14 protein-coding genes and 1 other RNA gene are annotated in these 16,357 nt (G+C 60.5%); 8 read left to right on the forward strand and 7 right to left on the reverse strand.

Annotated elements, in window-relative coordinates:
- Nucleotides 1-21: 21 nt before the first annotated feature.
- Nucleotides 22-2,070: an ATP-binding protein gene (locus PH547_RS03450; RefSeq protein ID WP_285167403.1), complete on the forward strand. Its 2,049-nt coding sequence runs from the start codon at nucleotides 22-24 to the stop codon at nucleotides 2,068-2,070.
- A 6-nt stretch (nucleotides 2,071-2,076) separates the two neighbouring features.
- Here the strand turns inward: PH547_RS03450 and miaA are convergent, their stop codons facing one another.
- Entirely contained in the window at nucleotides 2,077-2,973 is an 897-nt protein-coding gene (gene miaA / locus PH547_RS03455) for a tRNA (adenosine(37)-N6)-dimethylallyltransferase MiaA (RefSeq protein ID WP_104823514.1), read from the reverse strand.
- Here miaA and serB point away from each other — a divergent pair.
- The 3 genes from serB to PH547_RS03470 are packed head-to-tail and all read left to right on the forward strand — an operon-like array spanning nucleotide 2,972 to nucleotide 5,031.
- Entirely contained in the window at nucleotides 2,972-3,862 is an 891-nt protein-coding gene (gene serB, locus PH547_RS03460) for a phosphoserine phosphatase SerB (RefSeq protein ID WP_104823515.1), read from the forward strand. The two genes, miaA and serB, sit on opposite strands and share 2 nt — an antisense overlap.
- Before the next feature lie 30 nt (nucleotides 3,863-3,892).
- Nucleotides 3,893-4,456, forward strand: a complete 564-nt coding sequence (locus PH547_RS03465; RefSeq protein WP_104823516.1) for a GNAT family N-acetyltransferase — start codon at nucleotides 3,893-3,895, stop codon at nucleotides 4,454-4,456.
- The gene (locus tag PH547_RS03470; RefSeq protein ID WP_104823517.1) at nucleotides 4,453-5,031 is read left to right on the forward strand and encodes a GNAT family N-acetyltransferase; all 579 of its coding nucleotides are present in this window, start codon (nucleotides 4,453-4,455) and stop codon (nucleotides 5,029-5,031) included. The genes PH547_RS03465 and PH547_RS03470 overlap by 4 nt, the downstream gene beginning before the upstream one ends.
- Before the next feature lie 6 nt (nucleotides 5,032-5,037).
- Here the strand turns inward: PH547_RS03470 and PH547_RS03475 are convergent, their stop codons facing one another.
- From PH547_RS03475 to PH547_RS03495, 5 genes are all read right to left on the reverse strand, one after another.
- Nucleotides 5,038-7,086, reverse strand: a complete 2,049-nt coding sequence (locus PH547_RS03475) for a DegQ family serine endoprotease (protein WP_245463847.1) — start codon at nucleotides 7,084-7,086, stop codon at nucleotides 5,038-5,040.
- Nucleotides 7,087-7,282: 196 nt separating this feature from the next.
- A complete protein-coding gene (gene hflC / locus PH547_RS03480; RefSeq protein WP_104823518.1) occupies nucleotides 7,283-8,227 on the reverse strand; it encodes a protease modulator HflC in 945 nt (314 codons plus the stop codon).
- Entirely contained in the window at nucleotides 8,227-9,348 is a 1,122-nt protein-coding gene (gene hflK / locus PH547_RS03485; RefSeq protein WP_104823519.1) for an FtsH protease activity modulator HflK, read from the reverse strand. Before hflK ends, hflC begins: the two co-directional genes overlap by 1 nt.
- Before the next feature lie 161 nt (nucleotides 9,349-9,509).
- Nucleotides 9,510-10,028 carry a dihydrofolate reductase gene (locus PH547_RS03490; protein WP_104823520.1) on the reverse strand — a complete coding sequence of 173 codons (519 nt, stop codon included), beginning with the start codon at nucleotides 10,026-10,028 and terminating at the stop codon, nucleotides 9,510-9,512.
- Nucleotides 10,029-10,038: 10 nt separating this feature from the next.
- On the reverse strand, nucleotides 10,039-10,833 hold the full coding sequence (locus PH547_RS03495) for a thymidylate synthase (RefSeq protein ID WP_104825134.1): 795 nt from the start codon (nucleotides 10,831-10,833) through the stop codon (nucleotides 10,039-10,041).
- 147 nt (nucleotides 10,834-10,980) lie between these two features.
- Between PH547_RS03495 and ssrA the strand changes: the two genes are divergently transcribed.
- The 4 genes from ssrA (at nucleotide 10,981) to PH547_RS03515 (ending at nucleotide 12,537) form a co-directional block, all read left to right on the forward strand.
- Nucleotides 10,981-11,341, forward strand: a transfer-messenger RNA (tmRNA) gene (gene ssrA, locus PH547_RS03500).
- Nucleotides 11,342-11,460: 119 nt separating this feature from the next.
- Entirely contained in the window at nucleotides 11,461-11,967 is a 507-nt protein-coding gene (locus PH547_RS03505) for an SspB family protein (RefSeq protein ID WP_104823521.1), read from the forward strand.
- A 53-nt stretch (nucleotides 11,968-12,020) separates the two neighbouring features.
- Nucleotides 12,021-12,215, forward strand: a complete 195-nt coding sequence (locus PH547_RS03510; RefSeq protein ID WP_104823522.1) for a DUF4169 family protein — start codon at nucleotides 12,021-12,023, stop codon at nucleotides 12,213-12,215.
- 109 nt (nucleotides 12,216-12,324) lie between these two features.
- On the forward strand, nucleotides 12,325-12,537 hold the full coding sequence (locus tag PH547_RS03515; protein WP_104825135.1) for a ribbon-helix-helix domain-containing protein: 213 nt from the start codon (nucleotides 12,325-12,327) through the stop codon (nucleotides 12,535-12,537).
- A 108-nt stretch (nucleotides 12,538-12,645) separates the two neighbouring features.
- Here PH547_RS03515 and PH547_RS03520 read toward each other — a convergent pair whose 3' ends face one another.
- Nucleotides 12,646-16,353 (reverse strand): AsmA family protein, encoded by a 3,708-nt coding sequence (locus PH547_RS03520; RefSeq protein WP_285167410.1) that lies wholly within the window; start codon nucleotides 16,351-16,353, stop codon nucleotides 12,646-12,648.
- Between the last annotated feature and the right edge of the window lie 4 nt (nucleotides 16,354-16,357).

Here is a 16,357-nt window from a genome sequence, read left to right on the forward strand (position 1 = left end):
CTTAACGCTGGGAGTAGCCGTTTGCTCAATAATGATTTGCAGACGTCCGGCAAAGCTGGGGACCTTGATCGCCGCGACAATCTGAAGCCGGGAAATCGCTTCCTCGGCCGTGTCGTCGCGTGCACCGGTTCCAGGGCAACCATCGCCGCAGTCGCCGAGGATGGCGGTACCGATCTGACCGAGCTTTGGTCCGTCGGCAAACTGATCTCGATCAGCGTAGGCTCCAATCGCGTCGCAGCTCTCGTCTACGCCATGAACACCGGCAATACCGGCTGGGGCGAAGGACAGGACAATCTTTTCCGCATCGAAGTGGAACTGCTGGGCGAAGTCCGCGTCGGATCAAACGGCCGCGAAGAGTTTTCCAGCGGCATTTCCGCCTATCCCTATCTCGGCGCCATCGCTCACCGTATCCGCGCCGCCGATCTCATGCGCATTTTCGATGCCGGCAAGGACAGCAGTTGCGTCATCGGCAAGCTGACGCAGGATGAAAGCATCGACGCCGCCATTCATATCCCTTCGATGCTGGCCAAGCATTTCGCCGTGGTCGGCTCCACCGGCGTCGGCAAATCGACCGCTGTCTCCTTGCTGCTGCACAAGGCAATCGTCTCCGATCCCAAACTGCGCGTGCTGATCCTCGATCCGCACAACGAATTCGCCGCCGCCTTTCCCAAGCATTCTGTCGTCGTCGATACGGATACGCTCGACCTGCCCTTCTGGCTGATGCGGCTCGACGAGTTTGCCGAGGTTGTCTTCCGGGGCCGGCCGCCGATCCCCGACGAACTGGATATGCTGCGCGATATTATTCCCGAAGCGAAGCGCGCCTTTCGCGGCAGTGACTCGCCGCTGATGCGCCGTCAGACGGAAAAAAGCTCGGTGACAGCAGATACACCGGTTCCCTATCGCATGGCCGATCTGCTGGCCCTGATCGACGAGCGCATCGGCCGCCTCGAAGGCCGGCAGGAAAAACCGCATTTGCGCTCTCTGAAGATGCGCGTCATCTCGGCGATCAACGATCCGCGTTATCATTTCATGTTCTCCAACAATACGATCAGCGACACGATCATGGAGACGATCGCGCAGATCTTTCGTATTCCCGGTGATGACAAGCCGATCTGTACCTTCCAGCTCGCCGGCATTCCCTCCGAAGTAGTCAATTCCGTCGCCTCCGTTCTCTGCCGCATGGCCTTCGAGCTTACGCTTTGGAGCGAAGGGGCGATCCATATGCTGGTCGTCTGCGAAGAAGCGCATCGCTATATCCCCGCCGACCCGAACCTCGGCTTCTTCCCAACGCGGCAGGCGATTGCCCGCATCGCCAAGGAGGGCCGCAAATACGGTGTGTCGCTCGGCATCATCACCCAGCGTCCGGGCGAACTTGATCAGACGATCCTGTCGCAATGCTCGACGCTGTTCGCCATGCGCCTCGCAAACGATCGCGACCAGGACATCATACGGTCGGCAATCCCGAACTCCTCAATTTCGACGACGAGCTTCCTGTCTTCGATCGGCAACGGCGAAGCCATCGCCTTCGGCGAAGCCATTGCAGTCCCCATGCGCATGCGCTTTTCCCGCGTCGAAGAAAACCTACTGCCGAAGGCCAGCGGTAGCATCGCAAGAACGAGCGAGGAATCACCCGATACCGTCGACTTGCGCACCATCGTCGGCCGCATGCGCTCGATCTCCGGTCCCGACATCTCTGCCTTTCAGCAGAGCTATAAGGCCTCAAGCGAGCCGGCCGCTTATATGGACGAGGACATTGGCGATGACGATTTCGATCAGCCTGCCGCAATATCCGAGCCCCAGCCGGTGCGAATTGATCCGCCACCGATAGAGCCTTATCGGCCCGACATGCTGCCGCGCGCCACGGCGGCTTCGGCTTTTAGCGCAGCTCCCCAGACGTCGATCGATAGCAGACTTGCCGAGCTGCGCCGAGAGTTCCGAGGCGGCGACAACACAAGCAGTCCATCCCCTTCGGAGAAGGAGCCCGCTCCGTCTGTGCGGCGCGAAGGCGGCCTCTCGTTGCGCGACAGTATCCTGAAGAAGCCGCTGAGCAGCCTCTATAACAAGGACTGACGCGGACTACGGACTAATCCGCTCCCAGCTTTCATTCATCTGATTGCGAAACCAGGTCATCTGCCGCTTGGCATATTGCCGCGTCGCGGCAGCACCGGTTTCAAGAACCTCCTCACGCGTCATCTCGCCGCGTAGCATCGCAGCAATCTGCGTGACGCCGATCGCCTTCATGACGGGCATCTCGTCCGGCAGTTTCAATGCCAGCAAGGCCCGCACCTCATCTTCAGCACCCATGGCGAGCATCTTTTCGAAACGGCCGTTGATGCGCTGATGCAAGACCGCGCGATCCGGCAGCACGATGATCTTTCGCGCACGATCGGCATCGACGATAACGGGACCGGTCTTGCCCTGAAAAGCGGCGATGGATTGTCCCGTCGCCTCGATCACTTCCAGGGCACGCACGATGCGCTGGCCATCCTGAGGATTGAGACTTTCCGCTACGGCTGGATCGCGAATAACAAGCTCCCGATGCAGCGCCTCGGCTCCCTCCATCAACAACCGCTCCCGCAGGTGGTTGCGAATCTCCGCGGGGATCTCGGGCATGTCGGAAAGCCCGCCGGTCAGAGCCTTGAAATAGAGCCCGGTGCCGCCGACAAAAACGGGCAGCCGTTTCTCATCGCGCAATTGCGCCACCAACGCGGCAGCCTCGCGCAGCCAGGCGCCGGTGGAATAGGCTTGCCTTGCCGGCACATGGCCATAAAGATGATGAGGAATGCCTTGCATCTCCGCTTCGGATGGCCGAGCCGTCAGCACGCGCAATGTGTCGTAGACCTGCATGCTGTCGGCATTGACGACCACGCCGTCATGCGCGCGCGCCAATTCCACGGCAAGCGCGGACTTGCCGCTGGCGGTCGGCCCGGTTATCAGGATCGCGTCGATATCGCTTATAAGGTTTCTGCTCATGGCCTTCGTTGCCACGCTTATTGCCAATCCGTCAAACCCCGTTCTCGTTCCGGCAATCGCCGAGCCGGCGGCGGACGCCGTCAAGGCGCTGGGACTTTATTGGCTGGCTGACGGCATCGCCTGCGATATTGCGCTGCGCGACGACGCCGACCTGCGGGCAGCGGAAGCCAACATTCTCGCCATCATTGCCGGAGCGCCGATCGATCTGGTCATCCAGGAAGCAGAGACGCGCCGGAAGAAATTGCTGATCGCCGACATGGACTCCACCATGATTGGCCAGGAATGCATCGACGAACTGGCCGCCGAAGTCGGATTGAAGGAAAAGGTCGCCGACATCACCGCGCGCGCCATGAATGGTGAGATCGCCTTCGAGCCGGCTTTGCGTGAGCGCGTGGCCCTGCTGAAGGGCCTGCCGCTGTCCGTCGTTGATGACGTCATCGCCAAACGCATCACCCTCACTCCCGGCGGGGCGGAACTGATCGCCACCATGAAAGCCAAGGGCTATTACAGCGCCCTCGTCTCCGGTGGCTTCACCCTCTTTACGAGCCGCATCGCGGCCACCTTGGATTTCGACGAGAACCACGCCAACATCCTGCTGGAAGACAACGGCGTGCTGACCGGCCTTGTCGCCGAACCCATTCTCGGCATGCAAGCCAAGGTCGACGCACTCAACACTATTGCCGAAAAGCTCGGCATCTCCACCGATGACGCGATTGCCGTCGGCGACGGCGCCAACGATCTCGGCATGCTGCAACTCGCCGGCTCCGGTGTCGCCCTGCACGCCAAACCGACCGTGGCTGCCCAGGCCAAGATGCGCATCGACCACGGCGACCTGACCGCCCTGCTCTACATCCAGGGCTACCGGAAAACGGATTTCATCAAACCATAGAACGGCGCAATCGCCGGGATCGGGGCTCAGATGATCATCACCGAAACCGACCGACTCATCATCCGGAACTGGCGCGAGGCGGATCGCGAACTCGCCTACGAGATCAACTCCGACGAGGCCGTCATGGAGTTCTTTCCATTCCGCCGCAATCGTGAGGAAGCCAACGCCTTTTTCGAGCGCGTCCAATCCATGATCGCTGAGACCGGGCTTGGCTTCTATGCCCTGGAGCTCAAGGCAAGTGGTGAGGCGCTTGGCTTTTGTGGACTGGCACAGACAAACCATCTGGAACCGTTTGTACCAGCAGGTACCGTCGAGATCGGCTGGCGGCTTGCGGCGCGATATTGGGGCAAGGGATTTGTCAGCGAGGCGGCGCGGGCATTGCTTGCCCACGGCTTCGAAACGCTTGATTTCGACCAGATCGTATCCTTCGCGGTTCATAATAATATCCGCTCGACATCGGTAATGGAGCGGATCGGCATGCATCGGGTCGAAGGCGGGGATTTCGACCACCCCGGCGTTCCCGATACCTACCCTCACCTGCAGCGTCACGTGCTCTATCGCCTCACCGCAGCCGAGTGGCGCGCCCTGCAATGACGATCATCGAGACGCCGCGGTTCATCCTGCGCCCGTGCCGGGAAAGCGACCGCGAACTCTTCTATGAACTGAGTTCCGATCCCGATGTCCTCGAATTCTTTCCCTTCCGCCGCAGCCGTGAAGACGCTGATGCCGTCTTCGACATGATCAGCGGACAGACGCCGGAAGACGGTTTCGATCTTCTCGTGCTGACGTTGAAGCAGAGCGGCAAGCCGATCGGCCTCAGCGGACTTTCAGGGCCGAAACTTGAACCGTTCCTTCCCGAAAACGCCGTCGAAATCGGCTGGCGACTTTCAGCAGGGAATTGGCGTCAGGGCTATGCTAGCGAGGCAGGCGCGGCCCTGTTGCGCCATGGTTTCGAGACGCTGAAACTCGATGAAATCGTGTCCATCGCCGTGCACAATAATCACCGCGCCTTGGCCGTCATGCAAAGGATTGGCATGCGTCCGGATCCGGCCGGCGCGTTCGACCACCCCGATATTCCCGCCACTCATCCGCAATTGAAGCGCCATGCGCTCTATCGCCTCAGCGCTGCAGAATGGCGCCAGCGGCAGATGCAGGCTACGGAACGTTGAAGCAGCCTATTCCAGCGCTACCGCGATGAAACGCAAATCGCCATTCGGAGAGGCGATCATCATCTGTGCATTGCGGCGACCTTCCCGCTTCAACGCTGCGACCTTTTCCGAGGCAGCCGTCGGCGTCTGCACGAATTCCTGCGCCACTTCGACGACGACTTCGCCGGGCTTCAGCCCCTTGTCCGCTGCGGCCGAACCCGGAGTGACCTGGGTGATCACCACGCCGTCGACGCTGTCGGCAATGCCGAAGCTCTTGCGGTTTTCGGCATTGAGGGTCGCAAGCCTCATGCCGAGCACGTCCTGGGTAGCCTGCGGCTGCGGCGCTTGCTGCTGCTGATCGTTGTCCTGGTCCTGGCCGTCCGCTCCCTCATCATCTTCATCCCCCTCGTCGGGATTGATGACGCCGTCGCGACCGCCATGATCATTGGGCGCAAGCTGGGGTGCCTTGTCGCCGCCGCCCTTGTCGCCCTGATTGCTGTCGCCGGCGCTGGCTGCGGCTGCCTGGTCGCTGTCCTCGAGCCGGCCAAGCGTAACCTTGACGGTCTGCTGCTTGCCGTCGCGTATGATGACGACATCGACTTCTTTGCCGACGGGGCTTTCGGCGACAACGCGCGGCAGGTCGCGCATCTCGTCAACATCCTTGCCATCGAACTTCAGGATGACATCGCCGGCCTTGATCGAGCCGTTATCGACCGGTCCGCCCTTGATGACGCCAGCCACCAGCGCGCCTTTGGCGCTGTCGAGCCCGAGGCTGTTGGCAACATCGTCGGTTACCGGCTGGATGCGCACGCCGAGCCAGCCGCGACGGGTTTCGCCGAAATCCATGAGCTGCTTGACGACACCTTCGGCCAGTTCGGACGGCACGGCGAAGCCGATGCCGATCGAGCCGCCGCTCGGCGAAATGATCGCCGTGTTGATGCCGATCACCTCACCCTTCATGTTGAAGAGCGGCCCGCCGGAATTGCCCTTGTTGATCGCCGCATCCGTCTGGATGAAATTATCATAGGGACCGGCATTGATATTGCGGCCACGGGCCGACACGATACCCACGGTCACCGAGCCGCCCAGGCCGAATGGATTGCCGATCGCCATCACCCAGTCGCCGATCCGCATCTTGCTGGAATCGCCGAATTTCACTGCTATCAGCGGATGCTTCGGTTCCACCTTGAGCACGGAAAGATCGGTCTTGGTGTCGGTGCCGATCAACCTCGCCTTCAGCTTGGTGCCGTTCGGGAAGATCGCTTCGATATCGTCGGCGCCCTCGATGACGTGGTTGTTGGTGACGATATAGCCGGATGGATCAATGACGAAGCCGGAACCGAGAGAGCTGACCTTGCGGTTGCTGTTTTCGTTGTTCCGGTTCTTGAAGAAGTCGTTGAAGAATTCCTGGAATGGCGAGTTGTCCGGCACCTTGGGTGTCGCCGGGCCATCGCCCTCATCCTTGACCTTTTGGGAGGTGGAAATGTTGACCACTGCGTCCAGCAGACCGGATGCCAGATCCGCAACCGAAGCCGGGCCGGCATTCATTGCCGGATTGCCCGTGACCGGCGGCGGCGTGTTGGGCACGACGGCTGGATTTTCGGTCGTCGTTGCCGTCGAGCCGCCCATCGGAGCCTGCGCCGGATTGGTCGCCGTGGCTGGGGTCTGGCCGTTGGAGGTCGCGGGCGGCTGCGTGCCGGACACGGCATTGCCGTTGGGTGCGCTGGCAGAGCCCGTGGCTAGAGCCTGACCCGTCTCGCCGGTTGTTGCCGGCGCTGTCGTCCCGGAATTGGCTGGCGCCTGCGTTTCGGTCTTCGTCTCGCCGCTTGGCGCAGCCGACGAACCGGTCGCCGGCGCCGTAGCCGAGCCTGACGCGGGCGCGTCCGTCGCGGAATTGGCGGGAACCTGTGCGCCTGGAGCCGCGCCGCTATTCGGCGTCGTCGTATCCGTCGAAGGCGTCTGTGTCGTCTGCGCATACGCCCGATCGACGCCTGCAAGGGTGGGACCGGTAATCAGCGCCACACTGGCCAGAAGAGCGAACGAACGTCTGAAAGGCAGGCGATTGGTCAAAGCCATCAGGCATCCTCATCGAGAAAGGGAAGTCTTGTATAAGCATCAACATAAGGCGGAATGATGAAGCGTGAAATCACCTTTTTGCGAAATCTCCGAACGTCCATCCGGCCTTTTTATTCAAGGTAAGATTGATGCCATCAAACATAAGACAAGGGGCCGCCGACAGGCAGCCCCTTGGATTTCGTGAGGTTGCCTCACATCATTTCGCAGGCGTCGTCATGGACGGCGCAGCCAGCGCCGGGGCACCCGCTGCAGGAGCCGAACCGACCGAACTATCGAAATACTTGAAGAATTCCGACTGGTTCGGCGGCAGCACCAACGTCTTGCCGCCTGAAGCAAGCGACGTGCGATAGGCGGCCATCGAGCGATAGAACTCGTAGAAGCTCGGATCGCGCGAGGAGGCGTCGGCGAAGATGCCGTTGCGCTCGGCCTCGCCCTGACCGCGCAGGACCTCCGAATCCTTCTGTGCATCCGCCACGATCTCGACCACCTGACGATCGGCAATGGCGCGGCGGCGCTGACCTTCTTCGTTACCTCTGGCGCGGATCAGCTCCGCTTCCGCCAGACGTTCGGCCTTCATGCGGTCGTAGGTCTGCTGCGACACCTCTTGGGTCAGGTCGGTACGGCGGATGCGCACATCCTCGATATTCAGCCCGAGGGACTCTGCATCGCGGTGCAGGTCGTCGCGCACTTCCGTCATCATCGAAGCGCGTTCGTTCGATAGGGCAGCTTCGAAACCGCGCAGACCGTAGACCCGGCGCAGCGATGCATCGAGGCGGGTCCTGAGGCGCGATTCCGCCGCATCGCGATCACCCGACACCGTCTCGCGGAACTTCCGCGCATCGGTGATCCTGTAGACGACAAAAGCATCGACCTCATAGAACTTGCCGCCCGAAACCTGGACACGGATATTGTCCAGATCGAAGCGCAGCTCCTGGTCCTGTATATACTGCACCCGATCGGCATCCATGAAGGCGAAGGGCAGCTTGAAGTAGAGGCCCGGCTCCGTCTTGACGGCACGGATCTGGCCGAAGCGCAGAACGATCGCCTGTTCGCGGGCATTGACCACGAAAACCGAGGAATAAACGATCAGCAGCACCACCGCGAGCGCGATGAGAATGGCTGGCAAACGGCTGGACGTCATTATTTGGCCTCCGGCTGAGGTGCGGTCGCGGGCTTACCCGACTGCGTCGTGGATTGCTTGCCGAGGTCGTTCAGCGGCAGGTAGGGCACGACGCCCTGCTTGTCGTCGATGATGATGCTGTTGGAATTGCCGATAACGGACTCCATGGTTTCGAGGAACAGCCGCTTGCGGGTCACTTCCGGCGCTTTCACGTATTCGTCATAGATGGAGACGAAGCGCTGCGCTTCACCCTGGGCTTCCTTGACGACACGGTCCTTGTAAGCAGCCGCGTCTTCACGGATTTGCGCCGCACGACCACGAGCCTGACCGAGCTTCTGATTGGCGTATTGATTGGCCTCTTGAACTTGCTGGTCTTCGTTCTGCTCGGCGCGCTGCACCTCGTCGAAGGCATCGGCCACTTCGCGCGGCGGCGACACATCCTCGATCGGTATGGCGTTGATGGAAATGCCCGAGCCATATCGGTCCATCGTATCCTGAATGATGTTTCTTACCTCGATCGCGATTTGCTGGCGATTGTCGCGATAGATATCCTGGGCCGGACGGCGGCCAACCACCTCGCGCATGGCGCTTTCGGCAACCTGCTGCAGCGTCTCGTCGGGAGTTTCGAGGTTGAAGAGGTAGGATTGCGGGTTCGTGACTGTGTAGAGCACCGAGAACTGCACGTTGACGATGTTCTGATCGCCCGTCAGCATCAGGCCGGCATTCGAACTCGAGCTCGAACGGCCGCCGATATTGCGCTGCTGTTCGGTAACCTTGACGATCTCGATACGATCCATCGGCCAGAAATGGAAATGCAGGCCGGGCATGGACACTTCCGGGCGCGGCTCGCCAAATCGCAATTCGACGCCGCGCTCGTCCGGCTGAACCGTATAGACGCACTGGATAAGCCAGAAAACGACGATGACCGCCGCGACGATGACAAAGGCGCCGCCGTTGAAGCCGCCGGGGACAAGTCCCTTCAGACGGTCCTGACCACGGCGGATGATGTCTTCAAGATCCGGCGGGCCACCGCTGCCGCTTCCCCGCGGCCGGTTCGGTCCCTGCCCCCAAGGCCCCTGATTGTTTCCGCCGCCACCGCCGCCCCACGGGCCGCCGCCGCCATTCTGATTGCTCCAGGGCATCAAAACCTCTTTGTTTGTGGACTCCCAGTATCGCGCAGACTTTGAAATTCGCAGGCGGCGGCGATTGTCTCCCGTTATAGGTATCGGCGCATCTGCTTTCAACGCAACTTCAGGAAGTTCGTCGGATTTATTGGAAAATAGTTGATTTTCGCGGGCAGCTTTTATGCTTTTCGCCTGAAATAGCTGACGAAACGCGTCGGATAATTGTCCTTTTCGCCGGCCGGCACGGCAAGCTCGCTCTCGACCTGCCATAGGGCCGGATCGATCGCCGGAAAGGACGTGTCGCCATCCACCTCGGCTTCCACATGCGTGATCAGCAACCGATCGGCAAGGCCGATCCCCTGCCGGTAGATCTCACCGCCGCCGATGACGCAGATCTCGTCAACTCCGCTCTCTGCCGCAAGGCGGCTCGCAATATCGATGGCTTCGCCGAGCGAATGCGCCATCTGTACGCCTTCGGCGGAAAAACCGGGATCGCGGCTGATCACCACGTTGGGCCTGCCCGGCAGCGGCTTGCCGATGGACTGAAACGTCTTGCGTCCCATGATGACGGGCTTGCCGAGCGTCATGGCCTTGAACCGCTTGAGATCGGACGACAGCCGCCACGGCATATCCCCGTCGCGGCCGATGATGCCGTTGCGCGAGACGGCGACGAGAATGGTTTTTACCGGTTCGGCCATCCCTACCCCCTCAGACGGCGATCGGCGCCTTGATATTGGCGTCGGCCTCATAGCCTTCCAACGTGAAATCCTCGAACTTGAAATCGAAGATGTTCTTCACCGCCGGATTAAGGCGCATGGTCGGCAGTTTTTTCGGGGTGCGGGTCAGTTGCAGCCTGGCTTGCTCGAAATGGTCGGAATAGATGTGCGTATCACCCAGCGTGTGCACGAAGTCGCCAGGCTTCAGCCCCGTGACCTGCGCTACCATCAACGTCAGCAGCGCGTATGAGGCGATGTTGAAGGGCACGCCGAGGAAGGTGTCACCGGAGCGCTGGTAAAGCTGGCAGGAAAGCTTGCCGTCGGCGACGTAGAACTGGAAGAGGCAATGGCACGGCGGCAGCGCCATTTCGTCCACCTCAGCCGGATTCCAGGCCGAAACGATATGGCGGCGGGAGTTCGGGTTGGTCTTCAGCCCTTCGATCAGATTGGCGATCTGATCGATATGGCCGCCGTCGGGAGCCGGCCAGGAACGCCATTGATGGCCGTAGACCGGGCCGAGATCGCCGTTTTCGTCGGCCCACTCATCCCAGATAGAAACGCCGTTTTCCTTGAGATAACGAATGTTCGTTTCGCCCTTCAGGAACCATAGCAGCTCGTGGATGATCGAGCGCAGATGCAGCTTCTTGGTGGTGAGCACCGGAAAACCTTCGGAAAGGTCAAAGCGCATCTGGTAACCGAAGACCGAGCGCGTACCTTTGCCGGTGCGGTCGCCGCGATCGATGCCGGTGTCCATCACATGCTTCAAAAGATCGAGATATTGCTTCATCGCACCCGCCGCCGATTCCATTCCTCCTCAATTTAATGGCAAGTCGGCACGAAACCAACTGCGGGCAAGCATAATCCCTGGAATTCTCCCATCCGGCCGTCGTTTGTTATGGCAAACCTGTGTTTCGGCGAAGCATTTATGACAAATCCCCTTCCATTCGCCTGAGGAAAACACTATATCAGCCATGCCGGTCTTCGGGCCGGCTATGGCGATAAATGAGCGGTGTAATAAACCTATTGGACCCGGGGGCGGTACCCGGCGCCTCCACCAAAAACTGGTCGGGCAAGACCGGCTTTTGATGGGGGCGAAACAGGATCGACAAGGGTGTAAAGATCGACTTTTCGCTCGGCATTGTACCACCGTTATCGGGCTAAAATTGTAGTTGCAAACGACAACTATGCGGAAGCTCGTCTCGCTGCTTAATCGCAGTGTGGCACTTCAAATAAAGTCCTAAGGGGTCGCACTCTTAGGCGGGGTTCGAAGGCACCTGGCAACAGAAGCCTTCACCTTCTCCCTCTCTTCGATATTATGTATGATCAGGCGTTGACTCGCGCACGGGGGTTTCCCGTCGGCGCAGGGCGTGGCATAAGCCTTAGAAAAAACATGGCCAACGAAAGACAGGAAAGTATGGGGCAGGATCATATCCGCTACGACATTTTGGCACAGGACGCCCTGCGTGGGGTCATCCGCAAGGTGTTGACCGAGGTCGGCACCACCGGCCGTCTGCCCGGTGACCATCATTTCTTCATCACCTTTCTGACGGGTGCGGCCGGCGTGCGCATTTCGCAGCACCTGAAGTCGAAATATCCCGAGCAGATGACCATCGTCATCCAGCATCAGTTCTGGGACCTGAAGGTTACCGAGAGCCAGTTCGAGATTGGTCTTTCGTTCTCCGACGTTCCGGAAAAGCTGGTCATCCCGTTCAATGCCATTCGGGGTTTCTACGATCCGTCCGTGAATTTCGAGCTGGAATTCGACGTGCCGCTCGCCGAGGACGAGGAAATGCCGTCCGGCGAGATCACCGCCTATCCGGTATCGGCCGAGGGCAGCGAGGAGCCCGCGGTCGCCAAGGACGGCGAGGAGAAGAAGCCGGGATCGGTCGTCTCCCTCGACGCATTCCGCAAGAAGCAATAGCATCCGGGGAAGCAGGCGCTTCCCCTTTTCACATCGGCCGTGAGGAACCATCGATGAGTGCCGAAATCGTCAATCTGCGCCAGTTCCGTAAGAAACAGACACGCTTGGAAAAAGAAAAGCAGGCGGAGCAGAACCGTGTTACCTTTGGCCGCACCAAGGCGGAGAAGCAGTTGACCAAGGCGCTCAATGAAAAGACCGCGAAAACACACGAGGCCGGCCATATCGAGTCATCCAAAACAGACGATTGAAATACCGAGCTGAAAGTCTATAGCCCTCCGAAATCAATCGCTTACCCCAGCATTTTGAATCATTTTTAGAATTACCTCTTCCGTTTCCGAACTTTTGATCGATCCGCCGATGATCCGCAAACATTCCGCCACGCTGCATGGCCATCGCACCAGCTTTTCCCTCGAAGACGCCTTCTGGGCCGAACTGAAGGTGATCGCCAATGCGCGCGGGACGTCGCTTGCGGCTCTGATCTCAGAGATCGACGACGGCCGCGATCCGGCAAGCAACCTTTCCTCGGCGCTTCGGCTCTATGTTCTGAAATGGCTGAAGGATCGCACCTGAAACGCCCCGCCTTGAACGAGGGCGCTTAGTCACTTCATTCTCTACTCAATAGCATCCCCGCTCCCAGCGACGAAAGCGGCGGATTTCGTATGGTCGATGGAGAATGATCTATCGGGCGATGCCGGGAAGATTGTTAAAGTTCAGCGGCGCGCCTGTCTGCGGCACCTGTCCGTTGAGAGCAGGTAATTGCTGCGCTTCCGCCTTCGCTCGGGCTTCCGCACTCGCCTTCGCCCTGGCTGCGGCTTCCGCCTGCTTTTCTGCCTCGGCCTTGCGCGCCAGTTCCCTCAAGCGCTTCTCTTCGGCGCTACGCTGCTGCTCGATTGCCGCATCGCGCTGACGCTGGGCTTCGCGTGCGACGGCAGTGTACTTGTAGAGCGCCACCTCGCGCCGCAGCCGCTGCTTTTCCAATACGCTTGCCTGAAGCCGCTCGACGCGCTGGCGCTCACGTTCGAAGGCGCGCAGCGACAGGAAGCTGGTAATGTCGGTAACGTCCATCGTCCGACCCGGCGTCGCCAACGGACCGGCGAAATCGAGGCGCAATGCCGGCTCGGCGCCGCTCAGCGCCTCGTTGCCGGCATCGAAATCGATGCCCATGGAGCCACGGATGCGCTCATCCGGCAGGCTGATCTCGGCATTGCCCGAAAGCTTCGCCAGGTCATTGCCGGCACTGATATTGGCAGCACGGATGACGCCGGTCGAAATATTGAACGGTATGTTGATGGCCGGCAATGCCGCCTCGCCATTGTTGAGCAATGTCTGGACGATCGGCAGCACCTTATCGGCTGTGATCTCACCTTGGATCTGGTCCGTCGCCGACAACAGCGGCGGCAAAACGGAGAGGTTGAGGCCGCGGACATGCGTGTCGCCAAGCTTGATCTCGCCCGAGCCGCTGGCGTTGGCAGCCAGTTCCCCCAGGCTCTTGCCGCTCGCTTCCATGCTCAGTCCCAAACCGAAGCGGCCATTGGCGAGCGGCGCGCCATCGCGCTGCCAGGCAACCGCGGCAAGGTCGCCATTGGCGAGGTTGAGTTTCGTTTGCATCAGCCCGGTGCCGTCCGAGTTCGCAAACATCAAATTGCCGCTAAGCGTACCGCCGTTCCAAGCGCCGGCGATGTCGTTCAGCCGCAGCTCCTCGCCCTTATAGGCAGCGTTCGTACTGAAATCCGAGATCGGGCCGAAGATGCCCGGCCACAACTGCTTGGCCGAAAGCTTGACGTTGAGATCAAGCCCGCTGAACATCGGCAACCCCAGCTTGGCCTTGGTGAGGTTGCCCGTCATCGCATCCGTCACCGGCCCGTAGATTGCTTCGCCCAGCCAGCCGAGATCGGCCTTGTCGAGCGTCAATTGGCCGGTAGCCTTGATATTCGGCGCCTTGCGGTCGAAGGTGAGCGCGCCCGAAACATTGTTGTCGGCAAGCAGGCCCTTCATATCGGAGAATACGATCTTGCCGGCATCGAGCGCGGCATTCGCCTGGAATTTGACCGGCAGGCCCGTGCCCATCTGCGGTACGCCGATGCCGTTCATGACGAAATAGGGATCAAGATCGGCACTCTCGAGCGATAGCGCGATTTTGCCGTTGAGGAAGGTTGCGGGACGCACATCGACCTTGCCGTTTGCGGTGAACGAGGTCTTGTCGGTGGCAAAGGTCAGCGCCGCATCCGCCGGATCGGTGCCGTTTGCTGTCACCTTCAGCGTCAGGCGGCCATTGGCATCCGCTTCGACGGGCAGCGGATCGAGGCCCGCCTGCCCGAACAGGATCGAGGTCACGGAATTTTCGAGCGTTGCTTCAAGCGTCGTCGTCTCTTTGCCGGTCAGCGCCAACAGGTCGGACATGCGGTAATCGAGATTGACGCGGCTGCCGTTGGAGACGCCGGCAAGCGTTACCGCCAGCCCATCGCCCTGGTCGCCGCCCAGCGTCAGCGCGCCGCGAAGCGCGGTATTTCCATACCATGCAGCGTTTCGCACCAGCCGGTCCATCGCCGGATGATGCGGCAGATGCTGGCTCAGCATATCGAAGAAGGGACCGGGATCGGCCGCCTTGAAGGTGATTTCGCCCGACCCCTTGTAGTCCAGCAGCGAACCATTGGCACGGCCGGTTGCGGTAAGCTCGGCACCGGCGACATCGCGCACGGCAAGCTTGTCGAGCGTGAGTGCGCCATCGGCGATCGAAAACGACGTTTCGACATTGTCGGCCTGCACGCCGAACGCGGCGAATTTGTCCGCTTTCAGATGGGCCGTAATCCGGTGATCGAGCAAGGTCTCGCCGGCATCCTGACCGGTGAACAGCCCTGTCAGCGCCCTCAGCGCATCGAGATCGAGCGCATCGCCGCTGAGATCGACGGCAAGCCTCGGCGCCTGGTCGTTTGCCGGCGCCTGCCGGTCGAGCTGGCCCTTGAGCGTCGCCGAGCCGACGGCGATTTCAAGATTCTCGAAGCGCTGCTCCTCGTGACGCAGGCTGACATCGGCGGAAAAACCGGCCTGTCGCAACTGCCGGATCGCCGGATCGACCGAACCCACCAGCCAGGATGCCAGACCGGATGGCTGATTGGAGGCGACCACGAGATTACCGATGAAATTCGGATCGCCCTGCAGCATCAAATTGCCCTTGGCCTCCACCTGGGTGCGGCCAGGGAGCATGCCGATGGCGTGATCGATCTTCCAGCCGGTTCCGGCAGGCTCCAGATCGAGCTGTACGTCGCGGATGGTCGTGTCGCCGGCAACGATCGCCGGCAGGCGGAAAGTCGCCTTGCCGGGCACCTGCGGCACCGGAATTTCGGCGGCAATGGCAATCAGGCTGTTTAGTCGCTGGCGCGCCGAAATGGTGGGATTGCGGTTGGTCTTGCCGCTCGTGCCCTGCGTGTTGCCGAGGCGGTTGACGTCGATCTGCTGGCCGTCGGCCGTCAGCAGGAATTCCGGCTTGGTGCCGGTGTCCAGCGTCGCCTCCCCCGTCACCACATAGGGATCGTCCGCGGTACCCACTTCGAGACGATATTCCGAAACCCGTATGCGCTCGTTGGTAAGCTCGAATCGACCTTTGACACGGGGCTGAACCTGTTCGTCGGCAGGTTTATGTGTCTGCTTGTCCTCAATCCCCGCCGTAAACATGCCGATATAATCCGGCTTGCTGTTGACCAGCTTCAATTCGCCGTCGAGGTCGACATTGAGCGGATGGCGGTCCGGCAAGAGCCGGGTGCGGACGCGCAAGACGCCATTATCGTCAGGCTGGCTGCTGGAAATGCTGAAATTGCCGTGCTCGCCGTCGAGCGCCGCATCGCCATCGATTCGCCAGGGTCCCGCCAGCGACCGGGCGGACATTTGCGCGTTGAGACCGGTTATGTGCCGGGTGCGGCCAGATTGCTCGTCGATGAACTGGATATCGCCGCCATCGAGATGCACGCCCTCGAGCACCACCGACTTGGCAGGGATTTCCGGCTGGCTGCCGCGCATCCAGTCGAGCGTCCCGTCCTTCAACAGCCGCAGACGCACTTTCGGCTCGGAAACGCGCATGTCGAAAATCAGCGCTTCGCCGGACAGGAACGGCGCCAGCTCGGCGTCCATGGAGAATTGGGCGATCTGCACCAATGGCGTCCCGTCGGCTTCCTGTCCGACGCGGACGTCATGCAATGTCACGGAAGGAAAAGGCAAAAGGCGGGCGTCAACGGTGCCGTGAACGGTCACCTTCTTTCCGATGATCCGACTCGCCTGATCCTCGAAATTCTTGCGAAAATCGGTCCAGTCTATGAAGAGCGGAGCGAGCAGCGCCACGAACAGCACCACTACGAGCACTCCCCCCAGAAAAACCAGGACCTTACCTAACAATGCA

The sequence above is a fragment of the Rhizobium cerradonense genome, from assembly GCF_030182455.1.
Taxonomy (GTDB): domain Bacteria; phylum Pseudomonadota; class Alphaproteobacteria; order Rhizobiales; family Rhizobiaceae; genus Rhizobium.

Excerpts from the sequence above, each read along its gene's own strand:
- PH547_RS03470 (WP_104823517.1), top strand. The coding sequence starts at position 4,453 with ATGACGATCATCGAGACGCCGCGGTTCATCCTGCGCCCGTGCCGGGAA.
- PH547_RS03475 (WP_245463847.1), bottom strand. The coding sequence starts at position 7,086 with ATGGCTTTGACCAATCGCCTGCCTTTCAGACGTTCGTTCGCTCTTCTG.
- PH547_RS03495 (WP_104825134.1), bottom strand. The coding sequence starts at position 10,833 with ATGAAGCAATATCTCGATCTTTTGAAGCATGTGATGGACACCGGCATC.
- PH547_RS03505 (WP_104823521.1), top strand. The coding sequence starts at position 11,461 with ATGGGGCAGGATCATATCCGCTACGACATTTTGGCACAGGACGCCCTG.
- serB (WP_104823515.1), top strand. The coding sequence starts at position 2,972 with ATGGCCTTCGTTGCCACGCTTATTGCCAATCCGTCAAACCCCGTTCTC.
- PH547_RS03465 (WP_104823516.1), top strand. The coding sequence starts at position 3,893 with ATGATCATCACCGAAACCGACCGACTCATCATCCGGAACTGGCGCGAG.
- PH547_RS03510 (WP_104823522.1), top strand. The coding sequence starts at position 12,021 with ATGAGTGCCGAAATCGTCAATCTGCGCCAGTTCCGTAAGAAACAGACA.
- hflK (WP_104823519.1), bottom strand. The coding sequence starts at position 9,348 with ATGCCCTGGAGCAATCAGAATGGCGGCGGCGGCCCGTGGGGCGGCGGT.
- PH547_RS03490 (WP_104823520.1), bottom strand. The coding sequence starts at position 10,028 with ATGGCCGAACCGGTAAAAACCATTCTCGTCGCCGTCTCGCGCAACGGC.
- PH547_RS03515 (WP_104825135.1), top strand. The coding sequence starts at position 12,325 with ATGATCCGCAAACATTCCGCCACGCTGCATGGCCATCGCACCAGCTTT.
- miaA (WP_104823514.1), bottom strand. The coding sequence starts at position 2,973 with ATGAGCAGAAACCTTATAAGCGATATCGACGCGATCCTGATAACCGGG.
- hflC (WP_104823518.1), bottom strand. The coding sequence starts at position 8,227 with ATGACGTCCAGCCGTTTGCCAGCCATTCTCATCGCGCTCGCGGTGGTG.